Source organism: Coleofasciculus sp., assembly GCF_046539235.1.
Taxonomy (GTDB): Bacteria; Cyanobacteriota; Cyanobacteriia; order Cyanobacteriales; family Coleofasciculaceae; genus Coleofasciculus.
Genome location: NZ_JBKHHI010000014.1, coordinates 17,443 through 34,048 on the forward strand (window position 1 = coordinate 17,443; position 16,606 = coordinate 34,048).

General features: G+C 45.3%; 11 protein-coding genes. 6 read left to right on the forward strand and 5 right to left on the reverse strand.

What is annotated here, in order from left to right; translation table 11 throughout:
• Positions 1–61 precede the first annotated feature (61 nt).
• The 5 genes from ACLFWI_RS03010 to ACLFWI_RS03030 all read right to left on the reverse strand — a co-directional run bounded on the left by ACLFWI_RS03010 (position 62) and on the right by ACLFWI_RS03030 (position 6,084).
• A complete protein-coding gene (locus tag ACLFWI_RS03010; RefSeq protein ID WP_446411675.1) occupies positions 62–2,038 on the reverse strand; it encodes a response regulator in 1,977 nt (658 codons plus the stop codon).
• Positions 2,039–2,136: 98 nt separating this feature from the next.
• On the reverse strand, positions 2,137–3,654 hold the full coding sequence (kaiC, locus tag ACLFWI_RS03015) for a circadian clock protein KaiC (protein WP_446411676.1): 1,518 nt from the start codon (positions 3,652–3,654) through the stop codon (positions 2,137–2,139).
• Positions 3,655–3,716: 62 nt separating this feature from the next.
• A complete protein-coding gene (locus ACLFWI_RS03020) occupies positions 3,717–4,007 on the reverse strand; it encodes a circadian clock KaiB family protein (RefSeq protein ID WP_446411683.1) in 291 nt (96 codons plus the stop codon).
• 37 nt (positions 4,008–4,044) lie between these two features.
• Positions 4,045–4,914 (reverse strand): response regulator transcription factor, encoded by an 870-nt coding sequence (locus tag ACLFWI_RS03025; protein ID WP_446411677.1) that lies wholly within the window; start codon positions 4,912–4,914, stop codon positions 4,045–4,047.
• A 294-nt stretch (positions 4,915–5,208) separates the two neighbouring features.
• On the reverse strand, positions 5,209–6,084 hold the full coding sequence (locus tag ACLFWI_RS03030; protein WP_446411678.1) for an MBL fold metallo-hydrolase: 876 nt from the start codon (positions 6,082–6,084) through the stop codon (positions 5,209–5,211).
• Between the two features lie 488 nt (positions 6,085–6,572).
• On the opposite strand from ACLFWI_RS03030, the gene ACLFWI_RS03035 reads away from it, so the two are divergent.
• The 6 genes from ACLFWI_RS03035 (at position 6,573) to ACLFWI_RS03060 (ending at position 16,427) form a co-directional block, all read left to right on the forward strand.
• Positions 6,573–7,064: a MarR family winged helix-turn-helix transcriptional regulator gene (locus ACLFWI_RS03035; protein WP_446407610.1), complete on the forward strand. Its 492-nt coding sequence runs from the start codon at positions 6,573–6,575 to the stop codon at positions 7,062–7,064.
• A gap of 93 nt (positions 7,065–7,157) precedes the next feature.
• Positions 7,158–7,916, forward strand: coding sequence for a hypothetical protein (locus tag ACLFWI_RS03040; RefSeq protein ID WP_446407609.1), 759 nt, complete (start codon positions 7,158–7,160; stop codon positions 7,914–7,916).
• Positions 7,917–8,124: 208 nt separating this feature from the next.
• Complete coding sequence (locus ACLFWI_RS03045; RefSeq protein WP_446411679.1) at positions 8,125–8,934, forward strand: TrmH family RNA methyltransferase; 810 nt, start codon at positions 8,125–8,127, stop codon at positions 8,932–8,934.
• Positions 8,935–9,210: 276 nt separating this feature from the next.
• Positions 9,211–9,891, forward strand: coding sequence for a hypothetical protein (locus ACLFWI_RS03050; RefSeq protein ID WP_446411680.1), 681 nt, complete (start codon positions 9,211–9,213; stop codon positions 9,889–9,891).
• 147 nt (positions 9,892–10,038) lie between these two features.
• On the forward strand, positions 10,039–14,043 hold the full coding sequence (locus tag ACLFWI_RS03055) for a tetratricopeptide repeat protein (RefSeq protein ID WP_446411681.1): 4,005 nt from the start codon (positions 10,039–10,041) through the stop codon (positions 14,041–14,043).
• A gap of 263 nt (positions 14,044–14,306) precedes the next feature.
• On the forward strand, positions 14,307–16,427 hold the full coding sequence (locus ACLFWI_RS03060) for a S8 family peptidase (RefSeq protein WP_446411682.1): 2,121 nt from the start codon (positions 14,307–14,309) through the stop codon (positions 16,425–16,427).
• Positions 16,428–16,606 lie beyond the last annotated feature (179 nt).

Below are 16,606 nucleotides of genomic sequence, written 5' to 3' on the forward strand. Positions count from 1 at the left end.
GCGCCCTCATCCCATCCCATCAGCGATCGCCTCAAAATCATGCCCTTGAACAACATAAAGGTCAAACCCTAACTAAATTCGCGATCGCATCCACAATCTGATCCGGTTCAATCGGCTTGGAGAGATGACGATTAAAGCCAGCCGATAACGCCCGTTCGTGATCCGTTTCTCCCGCATAAGCCGTCAGTGCGATCGCCGGAACCAACCCACCGCGATCAGGGGGTAGATCTCTCACCTGGCGAATTAACTCATAGCCATCCATTCCGGGCATGCCAATATCACTGATTAACACATCAGGTTGCCCTTGAGAGAATAAAGCAAGCGCCTGATTCGCTGAAGTCACCCCCTCAACCGTTGCACCATAGCTTTCCAAGATAATGGTGAGCAAATCGAGCGTATCCACCTCATCCTCCACCAGGAGTACCGTCACATCAGTTAAATCTAAACCCTCATCCTCTGGCGAGGAATTCTGAGGATTAATTGGCGAATCTGACATTAGAGGTAACCTAACCGTAAATGTTGCGCCCTGTCCAATTCCGTCACTTTCAGCCTCAATTCTCCCCCCGTGCAGTTCAATCAAGTGGCGGACAATTGCCAACCCCAATCCCAACCCACCAACACTCCTGGTTGTCGTACTATTCTCTTGCCGAAAATAATCAAAGATGTAAGGAAAAAAGTCCTGACTGATCCCCTGACCCGTATCGCTGACTTGGATTTGCGCCTGGGAATCAATCTCTTGTAATCGCACCGTGATGCGTCCCCCCTTAGGCGTAAATTTCACCGCATTGGAGAGCAAATTCCACACCACTTGCTGGAGGCGGTTGGGATCACCCGACACAAATCCCACCGTTGAATCCAATTGGGTGTCAATCTCAATCGACTTGGCGGCGGCGGCTAAACCCATGGTTTCGATAGCCGCTTGAATCACCCGCACCAAGTCTACCCGCAAGGTTTGCAGGCTCAACTTGCCACGTAAAATCCGAGAAACATCCAGTAAATCATCAATTAATTGGGCTTGCAAGGAAGCATTTCGTTCAATTGTTTCTAAGGCTTTGTCTACCTTGTCCTGATTAAGTTTTCGACTCCGCAGCAGTTTTGACCAGCCCAAAATCGGATTAAGGGGAGTACGCAATTCGTGGGATACGATCGCCAGAAATTCATCTTTAATCCGATTCGCGGCTTCGGCTCTTTCTAAGAGATGAATTCTCTCTTCTTCCACTCGCTTTTGTTGAGTAACGTCTCTTAGGGAAACCAGGTAGCCTTCCTTTCCTTGCCACTCAATTTGTACCACACGCATCTGAGCCACTCGATTTTCCCCAGTCCCTGTCCGCACATCCACTTCCGTGTTATCCTCGCCCACGACTGGAAAGCCCAAGACTTGACCCAAGAGTTCGTCTTCTTGACGACTAAAGAGTGACAGGGCGGCTGGGTTGATAAACCGGACAATTCCCCCAGTGTCTATCACGATAATTCCATCCGGATTCTTGGAGATTAAAACCTGAAACTGTGCCTCACTTTTGACGAGTGCCGCTTTTATCTGTTCCTTTTCTAAATTGTCCTGTTGGGATTGTTCTGAGAGTTTCGCCACGGTTGCGGTTTGGGCTTGTAACTGTTGCTTTAAATCCGCAGAATCAACAGTATCCTGTGTTTTAACTTTGGATTCACAGTTCTTTGAATATAATGCCTGCTTCACAACTTGAGAAAGCTGTGCCAGTTGCTCATGAAGCAGATAGCCAGTTGCGCCAGCTTTCATATAATCGACAGCGATAGACACACGGTTACTATGACTAATAACAATTACAGGAATATTCAGCTCCTGTTCTTGCAAATAGGAAATTGCTTCAATCCCATCAAATTCTGCTAAGGGATAATCAATTAAAATCAGGTCAATAGTGGGATTTAGGTACTCCAAATACTCCGCTTTTGTACTGACGCGCTGCCACGTCACAGTCAGCCCAACTTCAGATAACCGCGACAGGATCTGATCTGTTGCTAGAGAAGAGTCTTGTAGAATTAAGAGGTTTAAGTCATTTGTCATTTGTCATTTGTTCATTGTTGATGGTTCATTGTTGATTGTTGATTGTTGATTGTTGATGGTTCATTGGTAATCTTCTTCCCCTGCTCCCCCAGCATCCCTTAACCATCTTCAAATAAACCACCGAGGCGGTCAAGTTCATTCTGATTCACATAACTTGGATTACCCGAGAGAATACCCGTAACGTTGCGGAAGGATCTGCCAATGTGCATGCCCTTATCGTCAATTAAAAACTCCCGAATCTCCTTATCGTGCTTTGAACCGCGCATTTTTAGCACCGTTAACACTCGATTAATTTCCCCCTGAACTTCCACATATCGCAACAATATAATCACATCAGTATTCGTAGATATTTGGGATTCAGTGACCGAAATACTGCCCATGAATGGTGTCGTATTAGCCGTAAAAATTCCCGTAATCCGTCGTTTTTTGATAATAGAATTTAGTCCCAGGACAAATTCGCGAAACCCTTTGGATGTAGTAACCTGCCCCAATGCAGAGATACTATCAATCGCCACCCGTTGTGGCTGAAATTCCTCGATAATTTGTTTCATGGTGACTAAATGATTTTCTAGTCCAGTTTCCTCCGGATAGCGACATACAACCTTCAGGTTACCCTCTTGTTCCATCTGCTCGAAATTAATACCCCAACCGGCTGCATTTCTAAAGAGTTGATCCCGGCTTTCCTCAAATGCAAACAGCAAACAACGTTCTCCATTGTTGACACCTCCTGCTAAAAACTCGGTTGCCGTTAATGTTTTGCCTGTACCTGTAGCTCCCGATACCAGAATAATCGAATCGCGGAAAAAACCACCCCCACAAATTCTATCTAATTCAGCATTGCCCGATGTGATTCGCTCTTTTGACGATTTTCGTTCTAATTTGGTCGCTGTGAAGGGAATAACCACAATGCCTTGATCCGGCAAAACCGTAAAGGGAAATTCACCATGCTGATGAGGAGTGCCTCGGTATTTAAGGATTTCAATCGTGCGGCGACGTTTCTCTTCAAGCAATACATTTCGTAGGATGATGACATTATCGGCGACAAATTCTTCTACACCATAGCGACTGATGTCTCCGTATTCCTGAGTACGTTCTGAGGTTAATACTGAGGTAATTTCCCGTTCTCGCAACGCCCAAGCAATATCAAATAAATCGCCGCGTACTTGGGCGACGTCAGGCAGATAAGAGAAAACCGCTCCCAAGGAATCCATAGAAACCCGTTGCGCCTGGACTTTTTCTATGGCATATTCCAGGCGAGCTAGCAAGGGACCGAGATCATATTCACCACTGATTAAGGGTCTATTTCCGGTTTGCGGAGACGCATCAACAAATACCCATTTTTCTTCAGCTTCCCATTTTTCAATATCCCACCCAAACCCGCGCACATTTTTGCGGATAGCTCGGGGAGATTCTTCAAAGGTGACGAAGACGCCGTTTTGTCCTTCTTTAATTCCTTCGACGAGAAACTGACAGGCAAAAATCGTTTTCGCACTACCTGCTGTACCTGCCACTAAGGTAGTGCGACCTTTTGGTAATCCCCCTTGAGCTAATAAATCAAAGCCAGAAATTCCTGTTTTAACTTTTTCAATAAAACCTGACTGTTGCTGTTGGCTCATTCCTTTGTATATTGGTGTAAACTGGGACAATCAATCTAGAATAGCAGTTTAGGTGAGATGGCTCAATATTTTTGCTGATCCACACCGATACTTAATCCCCAGAAAACAGTCTGACTGTCTGACAAATCTCCCACGATTCGCTGGACAGGATTGGGGAATTCTTTAATTAAGGTCGGGGTGACTAAAATATGTTCCGCTTCTGCCAGTTGGGGAGAGTTGAGAACATCAATCACTGTTATTTTATATTGACCCGGCAGTTCCTGCTCACAGAGTCGATACAAGTTGGCGATCGCACGTTGCGATCGGGGGGTATCTCCGGTCACATAAAGTTTGAGCCGATATCGTTCACACATGCTAGAGTAATCACGGACTTGACCATACTGTTTATTTTTATGACGGACTGGACTTGTTAGCATCTTTTCCTAAGTTGATTTTACTCAATCCAATAAAATATCTTCGATAGTAAGCGGTTAAGTTTCCCATAACTTCCAATAGTAAAAATCGTCCTTCTGTCGTATAGGCTTGTGCCTTACGTCGATTCACCCCTTGGCTTTTTTGTTTTAAGGTTGTCGTATGTAGCTCGATCAGATCACGGGGAGAGGCTTGGAGTAACCCTAACTGTTCGGCGAAATTAGTTAGATGCATAGATAGCTGATGGTCAACTTTATAGACACGTTCTTCTAATGCCCATTCCATTAAATCACCATAACGTTGCCTGAGTTCCTCCAATACATCGGGCATTCTCTGGTGCAGGGGTTCGACACTGGAAGATTTTGGCGTCGGGTTCATCTCGCCCGTGATTAACTTTTCTAGCTCTTCCAGCTCTTGCTGCGGCTGATGGTGTTCGAGTTCAGCCAGTTGATATCGTCGCTCCAGGGCGGCGCGAATCGCGTAGACGAGTAAACTGGTATCCAGCTTCGCCTTGGGTAAATACCCACAAGCCCCCAATTCTAAGGATTTAACCACAACTAGCTCATCTTCGAGAACACTTTGGACGATAATCGGTACATCGGATGCTGTTTGCTGCATTTGTCTGAGGGTGTCCATCCCTCGACTATCGGGTAACATTAAATCTAATAGCACTACATCGATACCTCCTTGCGCCAAATAACCTCGTCCCTCTTTTAGTGTCTCAGCACAAACCAGTTCAAATCCTCTGCTAAACGATGGAGATTTGGCATTAGTTATCAGGTTTTTCAGTTTCTCGATGTCATCGGGGTCATCTTCGACCAATAAAACGCGGCAACGGTGATCCAGCATGAGTGGCGATTTTAGAAACGGATTTGAGTTGCTGACTCAGAACAGAAGCTGATCGAATATTAGGCGGTTGGATATAGTCATCAGTCATGGCTTAGGGAATGAGGGAGATGAGGGAGCAGAGGGAGCTGGGGGAGATTTTACCCTGATGTCACTAAATGTAATCAGTGTCACTAACCTTTCACTTCCCTACCACTCTCTCCCATAAATCTGTGAAATCAGTGTCACTAACCTCTCACTTCCCCACCCCACTCTCTCCAATAAATCCGTGAAATCAGTGTTTTGACAAACTACTTATTAGCGTACTGTTTCCATCCAATTAATACACTTGTGCATCTGTTGACGCATGGTTTCCTTATCTGCATGATACCGCCGTCCATGTCCTGGAAGTACCCACTCAAACTGATGGGTAGCCAGACGGTGCATCGAGTTGAGCAATTCTGACCAGGAGTACCAGCAGACATGGCGAAAGGCATGGAGTTGATGCAGGCGGTCAGACCAAGCCAGATGATCCCCACTAAAGAGAAACCGTTGCTTATAGAGTAAAACAGTATGACCTTTAGTGTGACCCGGAACCGGGATAATTAACAAATCGGGGGAGAGTGCGATCGCGTTATCCCCGGTTAACTGAATTTCCACATCGCGAGTCTTGGCGGTAATATCATCACGGTGCAGAATGCGATCGCAGCCAAAATGAGCTCGAAATTTTTTATGGTCGGCAATATCATCGCGATGGGTAAGATAATTATGGCGAATATCCCCCATTTCTTCTAACCGTTTAACCAACGCTGGTGTAAATCGAGGCGAATCCACTAAAATATTCCCCTGATCCCGGACAATCAAATAACTCGCCGCCCCATAAGAACTTTCCGCATGATACCCACAGTGGTAAACATTATCCGCGATCGGAATCGGAAACGTATCCTGAACATCTTTAATATCCTTGGGCTTATCTACCGTACCAATCGAAGCTGTAGGACACGATAGCAACGCCTGCATCGCCGCTAACCGTTCAGCTTCATTCGTGGGTTGATGATAAACTGCTGATTGTTCATCTACCCGACGGAAGACATTTGGTGCCATCCAGCGACAGGTATCACAATCAATACAAGTTTCATCCACATAAACATCGCCCTTAACATTTTGGGGACGACGTTGATCAAGAGTAGCCATCGTTTTATCAGAGTTTTAACTATCGAATTAGATTAGAGGTGTAATACTTATAAAGTAGTGAAAATATAGAAAAATGCCCTCTATCCTAAGGGGAAGAGAACAGAGCATGGTTTTGAGGTGTGAGGAGTGAATCAATATCACTTAGTTACACTCTAGTCAGTGGATGTGACACATTTGTGACGCTCCTATGACAATGGGATGATCCTGTTGACTTAAGAGGGGATGAATCAGCGACGCGACTGGTTAACCGGGATAAAAACGTTTTCTTTGTTAAGGACATTAAATCAGGAAGTCGGTCACGGTGCAACCAACCCAACCCGAATAAACAGGGAGAATAGTGACCCAATGGACAAAGGGCTTACATCCAGTTTAAACCTGTTAATTAATCAGGCGGATTCAAGTCAATTTATTTCAATCCTCATTTACAAACCCGCAAAATCGCCTTATTTTGGTGGTAACGTCAAGCCCGATAATAGAGAAATAAATCCATGTTAGACTTAGAAGATTTTCCCAACTCCGAGACACTAAAGGTATTCGCCGCACGATTTCCGGAGTTAGACATCAGCGCCTTACAAACCTGGTTAACCCTCATGCGCGTTTCCGGTGAAGTTGTATCCTATCTGGAGGATTACTTATCAGATTACGGTCTTTCCCAGCGGAAATTTTTCATCCTAATTCTGCTAGCGCGAAATCCCAATGGATTGAATATTTCCCAACTCGCAGAGAAAACGGGAGTGTCCTGCGCCTCAATCACGGGGGTAGTCGATCGCATGAAAAAAGCCAATCTGGTGACGAGGGAAGAAGATAGCCGCGATCGCCGAGTCATGGTGGTTCGACTCGCTCAAGCGGGAGAGACGCTGCTGGAGAAGGTTCTACCCGATCATTATCGCCGGGTGGCTGAGTTGATGTCATCTCTGAACCAGCAGGATCGGCATAGCCTACAGACGTTGCTTGAACGAATCCGTCTTAACCTGCGCTGACTCGGAGGTTCGCCAATCCGTGACTTGACAGACTGAAATTTATTTAGCATATTAAATATTAATTGCTTAAACAAAAGCCGTTTCACAGGAATCATGATCAAAACCACTCATGTACTGGTTCTGTTGTCTGTGGTTGTAGGTATTGGCGCTTCCCTAGGATTGACGGGTGCTAGCCAGTTTCCCCAAACCAGCCAACAGAACTCACCCCTAGATAAATCAAAAGACGTACAACCCGAACAGCAAAGCATGATCACCCAATCACTCAACCCCTCTATTCCGGCGAACCAACTGGCTGAAATTGAGCAAATGGTAGAGATTCCCAGCGGCTTCATTCTCACCACCAGTCAATCCGTCACGATGGATGGCGAAGCCGTTTGGCATCTCCGGTATGAACGAGACGATCAACAGAATCAGGGACTCTATGGAGAACACTTGAGTGTGGTAGTGTCGCAGGATAGCAATCGGCTCAAGGGAATCACCTGGATGGATGCCAAGCTAAGTCATGGAGATCTTCCCAACCAAGAAAGCGCCCAAAAAGCTGCGATCGCCTATCTGCAAGACAATGCTCCGGATCTGTTGAACTCAATGGACGTTCAGTGGATTAAGCCCCATGACGAACAAATACAGATCCGTCAGGAGACTGGGGAAGCCCAAACCGTTACCATCACCGGGATGAAGGTGAAGTGTTACAATCCAGCCGACGGCAGTTATTTCTGGGTAATTGTCGGACCACAGGAGCAGATTATCACCTTTGAACGGGACATCATCTGGTCAACCAATTTGGGACGACGACAAACGGAAAAATGGCTGCATGACCAATGGGTGGCACAGCAGCAAACGATTCCCCGTTAAGCAGAATGGCACGCTCCTTAAGGCTGGTGGGCAGTGCCCACCCTACGGTATCACTCTCGTTCCTAGGTCTTTCACTCTCGTTCCCAGGTCTGAGAAGGGAATGCCTCTCTTGAGGCTCTGCCTCCCGTAGTCGCCTTGTTCGTGGATGATAACAGGCATCTGATCAAACCTCATTGTCCTGAACAAGTAAAAAAAGTCCAACCTAACGATGACAAATAACCAAACCAAGCATCCCAGAGATAAATTCATTACCGTATATGGCAGAAAACCCGTATTAGAAGCCTTATCAAAGCCAGATATTATTATCGATAAACTCTTAATTGCCAATAATGCCAGAGGAGAATTCATTGACGAAATCATCAAGCAAGCCAGACAACGCGGTGTCAAAATCTCGCGAGAATCCCCCAAATACATTACCCGAATTTCGCGCAACGGTCGTCATGATCAAGGCGTCGTTGTCGATGTCATTCCCCCTGCGATGGAAGCCCTATCCACCTATTTAGAACGCGAACAATCTCATCCCCCTAACCAGAAACCCCAAACCCGCAAATTCTTAGCGTTAGATGGCGTCAAAAATCCCAGTAATGTCGGCATGATCATCCGCACTTGCCTAGCCGCTGGATTTGACGGAATTATCCTTCCCCGAAAAGGATGTCCTGACCTGAATCCCCTAGTAATTAAAGCTTCAGCAGGTACAGCATTTTATACCAGAGTTCTGCGCTGTGCTGAACTATCTGACGCCCTCCAGCAATTGCGTCAAGTAAACTATACAATTTATGGATTGAGCTGCACAGCCACCTCAACACTCTATAACCTATCCTTTTCTCCCTTTTCCGTATTTGTACTCGGAAATGAAACCGAAGGAATTCATCCCAATCATCACCAATTAATTGATAGCTGGGTATCAATTCCAATTGAATTTCCAGCGGAATCATTAAACGTCGCCTCTGCCGCCGCCGTCGTGTGTTTTGAATTAAAACGTCAACATTTAGAGCAGCATTCCAGTAACTGCAATTGAACCTGTTAACTTGTAGGTTGGGTTGACCAAGGAAACCCAACTGATACCAAATCATGCTTGGCTACTTATAATCCAGTAATCCAGTCCGCGCAGGCGGACTTGGTTTGTGTAGCAGCGATTTCAATCGCCTTTTCCTATAAAAACAAATAATAACCAATGGCTAGCAATTCAAAATATTAAATAATCAATCGTCCTCTACCAGAAGCGGATTTCCCCCGTTTATGGATTCTATCGCCCTCTTGTTCTCAACGCTTACTCAACGGATTTTGCGCCAAGTTGAGTCAGGATGAGAATTGGGGAGAAGGGGTTTACTTCTTACCGGAGTTTCAAAGAACAGCATTAGTCGCGATTAACCAATTACCCGTAAATCAAGATACACTTTGGTTAAGAGTATTAGGAAAAAGGAGAACACAGCAACAGGCAATTGATGAATTAGTCGGGTTACCCCAAGAGAACCCACGACGGCGCAATATCCTGGAAATACTAGCCAACTGGCGCATCAATGTGGGCAGTAGTGAAACATTAAGTAATGCAGATCGGGAGTTGATCATGAACTTATCACCAGCTTATTTTAAATGGCGGGAAGAAACCTTACAAGAAGGCAGGCGGCAAATGGTGGAAAACTTTCTCAGAGTGCGGTTTGGGGAAATTGATGCCGAATTAGAAGCAATCATCGCACCGATGTTACAGTTACCCCCAGATGTGTTGACTCGTCTACTGTTGAACTTTTCCCCCGAAGAGTTATTACTGTGGTTTGGCGAGGGTTCTGGGCGAGATCTGAGATTAAGCGAAGGGGGGCGAGAAAAGGTGGAGAACCTGCTGAGAGTAAGGTTTGGGGAAATTGATGCCGAATTAGCCGACAAAATCGCAGCCATGTTAGAGTTACCTCATCAAGAGTTGACTCCTTTGCTGTTGACTCGTTCTCGTCAGGAATTATTAGAACGGTTTGCTAGGTAGGGATAAATCCTTGGGTAGGTGAAAATGGGGACGTAGAGACGTAGCATGCTACGTCTCTACATAATTGCATAACCTCAACCTGTCCAGACATAAAGGGTGGTAAGGGGCAAATGTCTCAAAACTCGATGCCAAACTGAAGGTAAACGGATGCATTACCAACAACAACAGCCAACAGAAAAACGTCAAACCTATTTTCTCAAGCCACCCTTAACTTCTCGGCAATGGTTGGTTTATTCCTGCCATGCTGTAATCACCATCTTCAGCAGTGTTTTCATCGTCGCGGTGGGACAAGATCCGGGATTATCCCTACCAAAACGCGCTGGAGAAATAGCGCCGATAAGGATCGCCCAAACCGGCAAACGCGCTGAAGCCGAAAGACTTTCTGACGAAGGATGGCAACTTTTTCAACAAGGGACAGCCGAATCACTGCAACAAGCGATCGAAAAATGGGAAACAGCGCTTCCTCTGTGGCGTGAAGTGGGGGATCAATCAAAAGAGGCTTTTATTCATCTGATACTGGGTAGAACTCATGATTTATTAGGATTCAAGCAAAAAGCGTTGGATTATTATAATCAAGCCTTACCTCTTTATCGAAAACTCGAAGATCGCGCCAGGGAAGCAATAACCCTGAATAATATTGGTTTGGTCTATCATGAGTTAGGAGAAAAACAACAGGCATTAGAGTACTACCAACAGGCTTTACCCTTATTCCAGGCTGTAGGCAATCGCGTCGGGGAAGCAACAACTCTAAATAATATTGGTGGTGTCTATCATGAGTTAGGAGAAAAACCACAGGCAGTAGAGTACTTCCAACAAGCTTTACCCTTATATCAGGATGTGAGTGATCGCGCCGGAGAAGCAACAACTCTAAATAATATTGGTGGTGTCTATCATGCCTTAGGAGAGAAACAACGGGCATTAGAGTACTACCAACAGGCTTTACCTTTATCCCAGGCTGTAGGCGATCGCGCCGGAGAAGCAACAACTCTAAATAATATTGCTGCTATCTATGATGACTTAGGAAAAAAACAACAGGCATTAGAGTACTATCAACAAGCTTTACCCTTATCTCAGGCTGTGGGTGATCGCGCCACGGAAGCAACAACCCTCTCTAATATTGGTGCTGTCTATTCTAGCTTAGGAGAAAAACAACAGGCATTAGAGTATTACCAACAGGCTTTACCCTTATCTCAAGCTGTGGGTGATCGCGCCACGGAAGCAACAACCCTCTCTAATATTGGTGGTGTCTATTCAGACTTAGGAGAAAAACAACAGGCATTAGAGTATTACCAACAGGCTTTACCCTTATCCCAGGCTGTGGGCGATCGCACCCTGGAAACAATAACCCTGAATAGTATTGGTCTTGTTTATTCTGACTTAGGAGAAAAAAAACAGGCATTAGACTACTTACAACAAGCTTTATCCTTATCTCAAGCTGTAGGCGATCGTGAAGAGGAAGCAAGAACCCTGAATAATATTGGTGGTGTCTATTCTGATTTAGGAGAAAAACAACAGGCATTAGAGTACTACCGACAGGCTTTACCTTTATTCCAGGCTGTAGGCGATCGTGCCGGAGAAGCTTCAATCCTGAATAATATTGGTGGTGTTTATTCAGACTTAGGAAACAAACAACAGGCATTAGATTACTTCCAACAGGCTTTACCTTTATCCCAGGCTGTAGGCGATCGTGAAGGGGAAGCAAGAATCCTCTCTAATATTGGTGGTGTCTATTCTGATTTAGGAGAGAAACAACGGGCATTAGATTACTACCAACAGGCTTTATCCTTAATTCAGGCTGTAGGCGATCGCACCGGAGAAGCAGTCACCCTGAATAATATTGGTCTGGTCTATTCAGACTTAGGAGAAAAACAACAGGCATTAGACTACTATCAACAGGCTTTACCCTTAAGACGGGCTGTGGGCGATCGCGCCGGGGAAGCAGCCACCCTGAATAATATTGGTGGTGTCTATTCAGACTTAGGAGAAAAACAACAGGCATTAGACTACTTCCAACAGGCTTTACCCTTAATCCAGGCTGTAGGCGATCGCGCCGGAGAAGCAGCCACCCTGAATAATATTGGTGGTGTCTATTCAGACTTAGGAGAAAAACAACAGGCATTAGACTACTTCCAACAGGCTTTACCCTTAATCCAGGCTGTGGGTAATCGCGCCGGAGAAGCAACAACTCTGAATAATATTGGTCTGGTCTATTCTGATTTAGGAGAGAAACAACAGGCATTAGCGTACTTTCAACAAGCTTTACCTTTATTCCAGGCTATAGGCGATCGCGCCGGGGAAGCAAACACCCTGAATAATATTGGTGGTATCTATCTTGCCTTAGGAGACAACCAACAAGCATTGGAGTACTTGCAACAGGCTTTACCCTTATCCCAGGCTGTGGGCGATCGCGCCGGGGAAGCGAATACTTTGTTCAATATCGCTGTTACAGAAAGAAGCCGAGGCAATCTCCAACAAGCGTTAACTCAAATGCAAGCTTCGATTGAGATTATTGAAGAACTACGGACTAAAGTAGCTAGTCCGGAACTACGCCAAACCTATTTTGCCACTGTACAAGGTTATTACCAATTCTACATCGACCTGCTGATGCAATTGCATCAACAAAACCCGGATCAAGGCTACGATAAACAAGCCTTCCACATCAGTGAACGTTCTCGCGCTAGAACCCTCTTAGAATTACTCACCGAAGCCAATGCTAATATCCGAGAAGGTGTAGATCCTGACTTACTGCAACAAGAACAAACCTTAAACGCTAAACTCGATGCAACGGAAAAACAACGGATTGAAATCTATAGTAATCCGGAATCAACTCCAGCCCAAAAAACTGCCATTGAACAACAACGACAACAACTTTTAGCCGACTATCAAAAACTGCAAGATCAAATCCGGGCGACAAGTCCCAAATACGCCGCGCTGAAATATCCCCAACCCCTAACCTTAGAACAAGTTCAACAACAGATTCTGGATGAAGACACTATTCTATTACAGTATTCATTAGGAGAGGAGAATAGTTATCTGTGGGCAGTCACCAAAGATAGCCTTACCAGTTATCAACTTCCTCCCGGAGATGAAATTGAAACCCTCGCCCGACGTTTCTATAACCTCTTACAAATTCCCGGTTATGAAATTGGCAATCCCAGAGGCATTGCTAAAGTTGTTCCCCGTGATAACTTAAATTCTGTGGCACAACTGAGTGAACTCCTGTTCGGACAAGTGGCTGAACAATTAACCAAAAAACGCATTGTCGTTGTCGCGGATGGGGCATTACAATACATTCCTTTTGCTGCTTTAGCCACTCCGGAAACTGCCGATACCGATACTCCTACTCCCCTAATCAATCAATACGAACTGGTCAACTTACCCTCCAGTTCCACCTTAGGGATTATTCGTGACCAAATTAACGGACGCCAGAAAGCACCCCAACAATTAGCGATTCTGGCTGATCCGGTTTTCATGGATAATGATAACCGCCTCAAAACTGCCTCAAGCCGAGGCACAGAACTGGATTTAAACCAACTCTTACTCAACCGTTCCGTTCGCGTTTCTGACATTGAATTAAATCGCCTCCCTGGAACGCGCACTGAAGCCGAAGCGATTCTCAATTTAGTAGCATCAGCCACCCAAGTTAACGCCTTTGACTTTGATGCCAATCGTGACTTTATCGACAATCCCCAACTGCAAAATTATCAAATCATTCATTTAGCCACTCACGGAATTCTCAATAGTGAAGCGCCCGAATTATCCGGTGTGGTGTTATCCTTAGTGGATAAACAAGGGAATCCCCAAAGTGGCTTCTTACGTCTCCATGATATTTTTAACCTAAATCTGCCAGCGGAATTAGTGGTATTAAGTGCCTGTCAAACAGGATTAGGAGAAGAAATCCGAGGCGAAGGATTAGTGGGTTTAACGCGAGGGTTTATGTATGCGGGGGCGCCGCGTTTAGTGGTAAGCTTATGGAATGTGGATGATGCAGCAACGGCGGAGTTTATGACCCGATTTTATCAGTTAATGTTAAATGATGGATTGAAGCCTGCCCAAGCGTTGCGGGAAACGCAGTTACAAATGCAGCAGGAAACCCAATGGAAATCACCCTATTATTGGGCAGCATTTACATTACAAGGCGAGTGGAATTAACTCCCAAAATTGTCTCAAACCGTAGGGTGGGTTGAGCGAAGTCGAAACCCACCGAACTATTGCCTAAACAGAAGAAGGGCTAAGGTTCCCTTACTACGAACGAACGTGCGTTACGGCGCTTATGGGTTGAGATAATAAACGTTAATCCTCCAATGCGCCTAACGCACCCTACGACTACAATTTATAATTCTACTCTCTGATTTGCATAAGCTTCTCTACTCCAGAAGTAGAGATACATAGTAGCGTATACAAGGATACTCAAGATGAAGCGATTTGTATCTGCCATTTTAATCACAGCCTGTTTGTGGAACATTGACAATCTAGGTTCACATCCTCAACCGTCTCTGGCTCAAACCCAGCCGACTGAAGCACTATCCTACTCATTCTATGGCAAACAAATTCCCCTAAATCTACGGAACGATGTACTGGCGGTTCGCTTCAAAGCCATTCAGCAGCGAGGGAATAAACCCCTATATTTGCAACTCCAAGACGATTTAACCACAAGGGGAATTCAAGGGCGAGGTTCGACGTTACAACCGAATACCAATTTACAAGTTGATCCTCTCGGTAATCAGTTAGCGTTAGTGCGGCTTCCGGCTGGGGTACGAACGTCTACCCGGTTGTTAACCAATCAGATTCAACAACAGCCTTATGTTGAGGAAACCTTACCCGTTCTCAACCAAGGGGAATCTGAGGATAGGGAGAATGAAAATTTGATTGTTCTCCCCAATGAAATAGTCATTAGTTTTGCACCAGGGACATCCGAAACCCAGAAGCAACAAGTGTTGAACGAGCAGAACTTAGAAATCATTCGTCCCCTCCGCTTCAGTCAAAATCGCTATGTCGCCCGGTCGAAATCGGCATCAGGGACAGAAATAATCACCGTTGCTAATCAACTCAATCAAGTCAGTGTGATTCAGTCAGCGACACCGAATTTTATTCAAGCAATTTCGGATCAAATTCTTCCCCAAACAAACCTGATTAATTATAGCCGAGAAATCCTCAACCCGGAGCGACTGCTGCAACAACGCCTTGCTCGTTTACCTAAGCCCAAAGACACTCCCTTTTCAACTGCTTTATTACCTCTACTGTGGCATTTAGATAGTACACCGCAACGAGGCAAATTTTTACCTCGTACCGATATTGGCGCGATCGCGTCTTGGCAAGCCAGCCAGGGTGGGGATGGGGTTGTGGTTGCGGTGATTGACAGTTTGATCCAGTGGGATCACCAGGATTTAGCCAACAATATTTATACCACAGATCATTATCCCGACAAACTCCCCGGTGAGGTCAAGGGTTGGGATTTTTCCAGTTCTGGACAAGGCGATCCCGATACTCGATTGAGTCGGAATGAACGGGATATTATTCAGCCCCATTTTCGGCATACCTTTGAGCTATCTTGTCAGGAAATGGTGGAAGAGTATCAAAAGATGGCTTTACTATTAGCTCAGAACAATCCTGATGCTTCTGCTTGTGAGAGGGGTAATTCAATTAAACAATACTTTCGCAGTAAGATTACATCTGAATTTCATGGAACCTGGGTGTCTGGTGTAGTCGCGGCTTATTCTCCAGATAAAAGCGGAATTGTTGGAGTTGCGCCCAGGGCAAAGATTTTACCGATTCGCGTCTTTGGATTAAATGGTGCAATAGATTCCATCACTTTAATTGAAGCGATTGGTTACGCGGCGGCACGAGATGCTGATGTAATTAATTTGAGTTTAGGCAGATTAATGCCTCATCAAGAATTAAATGAACAAATCTTGAGTGTTTTAGAGGCAAATCCTCAACTGGTAATTGTGGCTTCAGCCGGAAATGAAAATCGGTCTGGAATTAGTTTCCCGGCGGCTATTCCCCAAGTTCTTTCTGTCGGGGCGACGAATATACAAGGTGAGCGCAGTTCCTATAGTAATTATGGCAAAGGGTTAGATTTGGTTGCTCCCGGTGGAGATATCAGTCGCAGTTTGAGTGGGGGTATTTTAACCACCGGGGGGACTGGATTATCATCATTATGGCAAGGAATAACTAAACCTGACTATGCTTGGGGATCTACTCTTGATCCCTTGGGGAACTATGTGCAAGTTCAGGGAACATCCTTTGCAGCACCTGCTGTATCTGGGGTAGTGGCTTTAATGAAAGGGGTAAATAATACCCTAAATCGAGAGCGAATTATGGATGTGTTGGAAGAAACAGCTAGTTATCAGGGATTAACGCTAACGGAAACAGAACAGGATCTTTATCAAAGTTATCAACAAGCCCGTTTGACTGGGGAAAAACTCGAAGAAATACCAGAATTTTTAGTATTTCCTGAACCCAGTTCCGCCGAGGACTATTTCTTCGGTCGGGGTTTGGTGAATGCAGAAGCGGCGATTCAAGCTGTGCAGTAAGCTGTTTGGTATTTAAACCTAACAATAATGGCTCTCATCCTTGTAGTGCGTTTAGCGAAGCCATGCCGCAGGCTTTGCATCTTGCTCGCTAAGCTGTCACGCATTTAAATTGGGAATGGGTAGCGAGCAAGATGCTCAATGCAGCGAGCAAGATGCTCAATGCAGCGAGCAAGATGCTC

What these genes read in the sequence shown, in the direction of transcription:
- ACLFWI_RS03020 (WP_446411683.1), bottom strand. Translation starts at nt 4,007, where the DNA reads ATGTGTGAACGATATCGGCTCAAACTTTATGTGACCGGAGATACCCCC.
- ACLFWI_RS03025 (WP_446411677.1), bottom strand. Translation starts at nt 4,914, where the DNA reads ATGCTGGATCACCGTTGCCGCGTTTTATTGGTCGAAGATGACCCCGAT.
- ACLFWI_RS03045 (WP_446411679.1), top strand. Translation starts at nt 8,125, where the DNA reads ATGACAAATAACCAAACCAAGCATCCCAGAGATAAATTCATTACCGTA.
- ACLFWI_RS03030 (WP_446411678.1), bottom strand. Translation starts at nt 6,084, where the DNA reads ATGGCTACTCTTGATCAACGTCGTCCCCAAAATGTTAAGGGCGATGTT.
- ACLFWI_RS03060 (WP_446411682.1), top strand. Translation starts at nt 14,307, where the DNA reads ATGAAGCGATTTGTATCTGCCATTTTAATCACAGCCTGTTTGTGGAAC.
- ACLFWI_RS03035 (WP_446407610.1), top strand. Translation starts at nt 6,573, where the DNA reads ATGTTAGACTTAGAAGATTTTCCCAACTCCGAGACACTAAAGGTATTC.
- kaiC (WP_446411676.1), bottom strand. Translation starts at nt 3,654, where the DNA reads ATGAGCCAACAGCAACAGTCAGGTTTTATTGAAAAAGTTAAAACAGGA.
- ACLFWI_RS03055 (WP_446411681.1), top strand. Translation starts at nt 10,039, where the DNA reads ATGCATTACCAACAACAACAGCCAACAGAAAAACGTCAAACCTATTTT.
- ACLFWI_RS03010 (WP_446411675.1), bottom strand. Translation starts at nt 2,038, where the DNA reads ATGACAAATGACTTAAACCTCTTAATTCTACAAGACTCTTCTCTAGCA.
- ACLFWI_RS03040 (WP_446407609.1), top strand. Translation starts at nt 7,158, where the DNA reads ATGATCAAAACCACTCATGTACTGGTTCTGTTGTCTGTGGTTGTAGGT.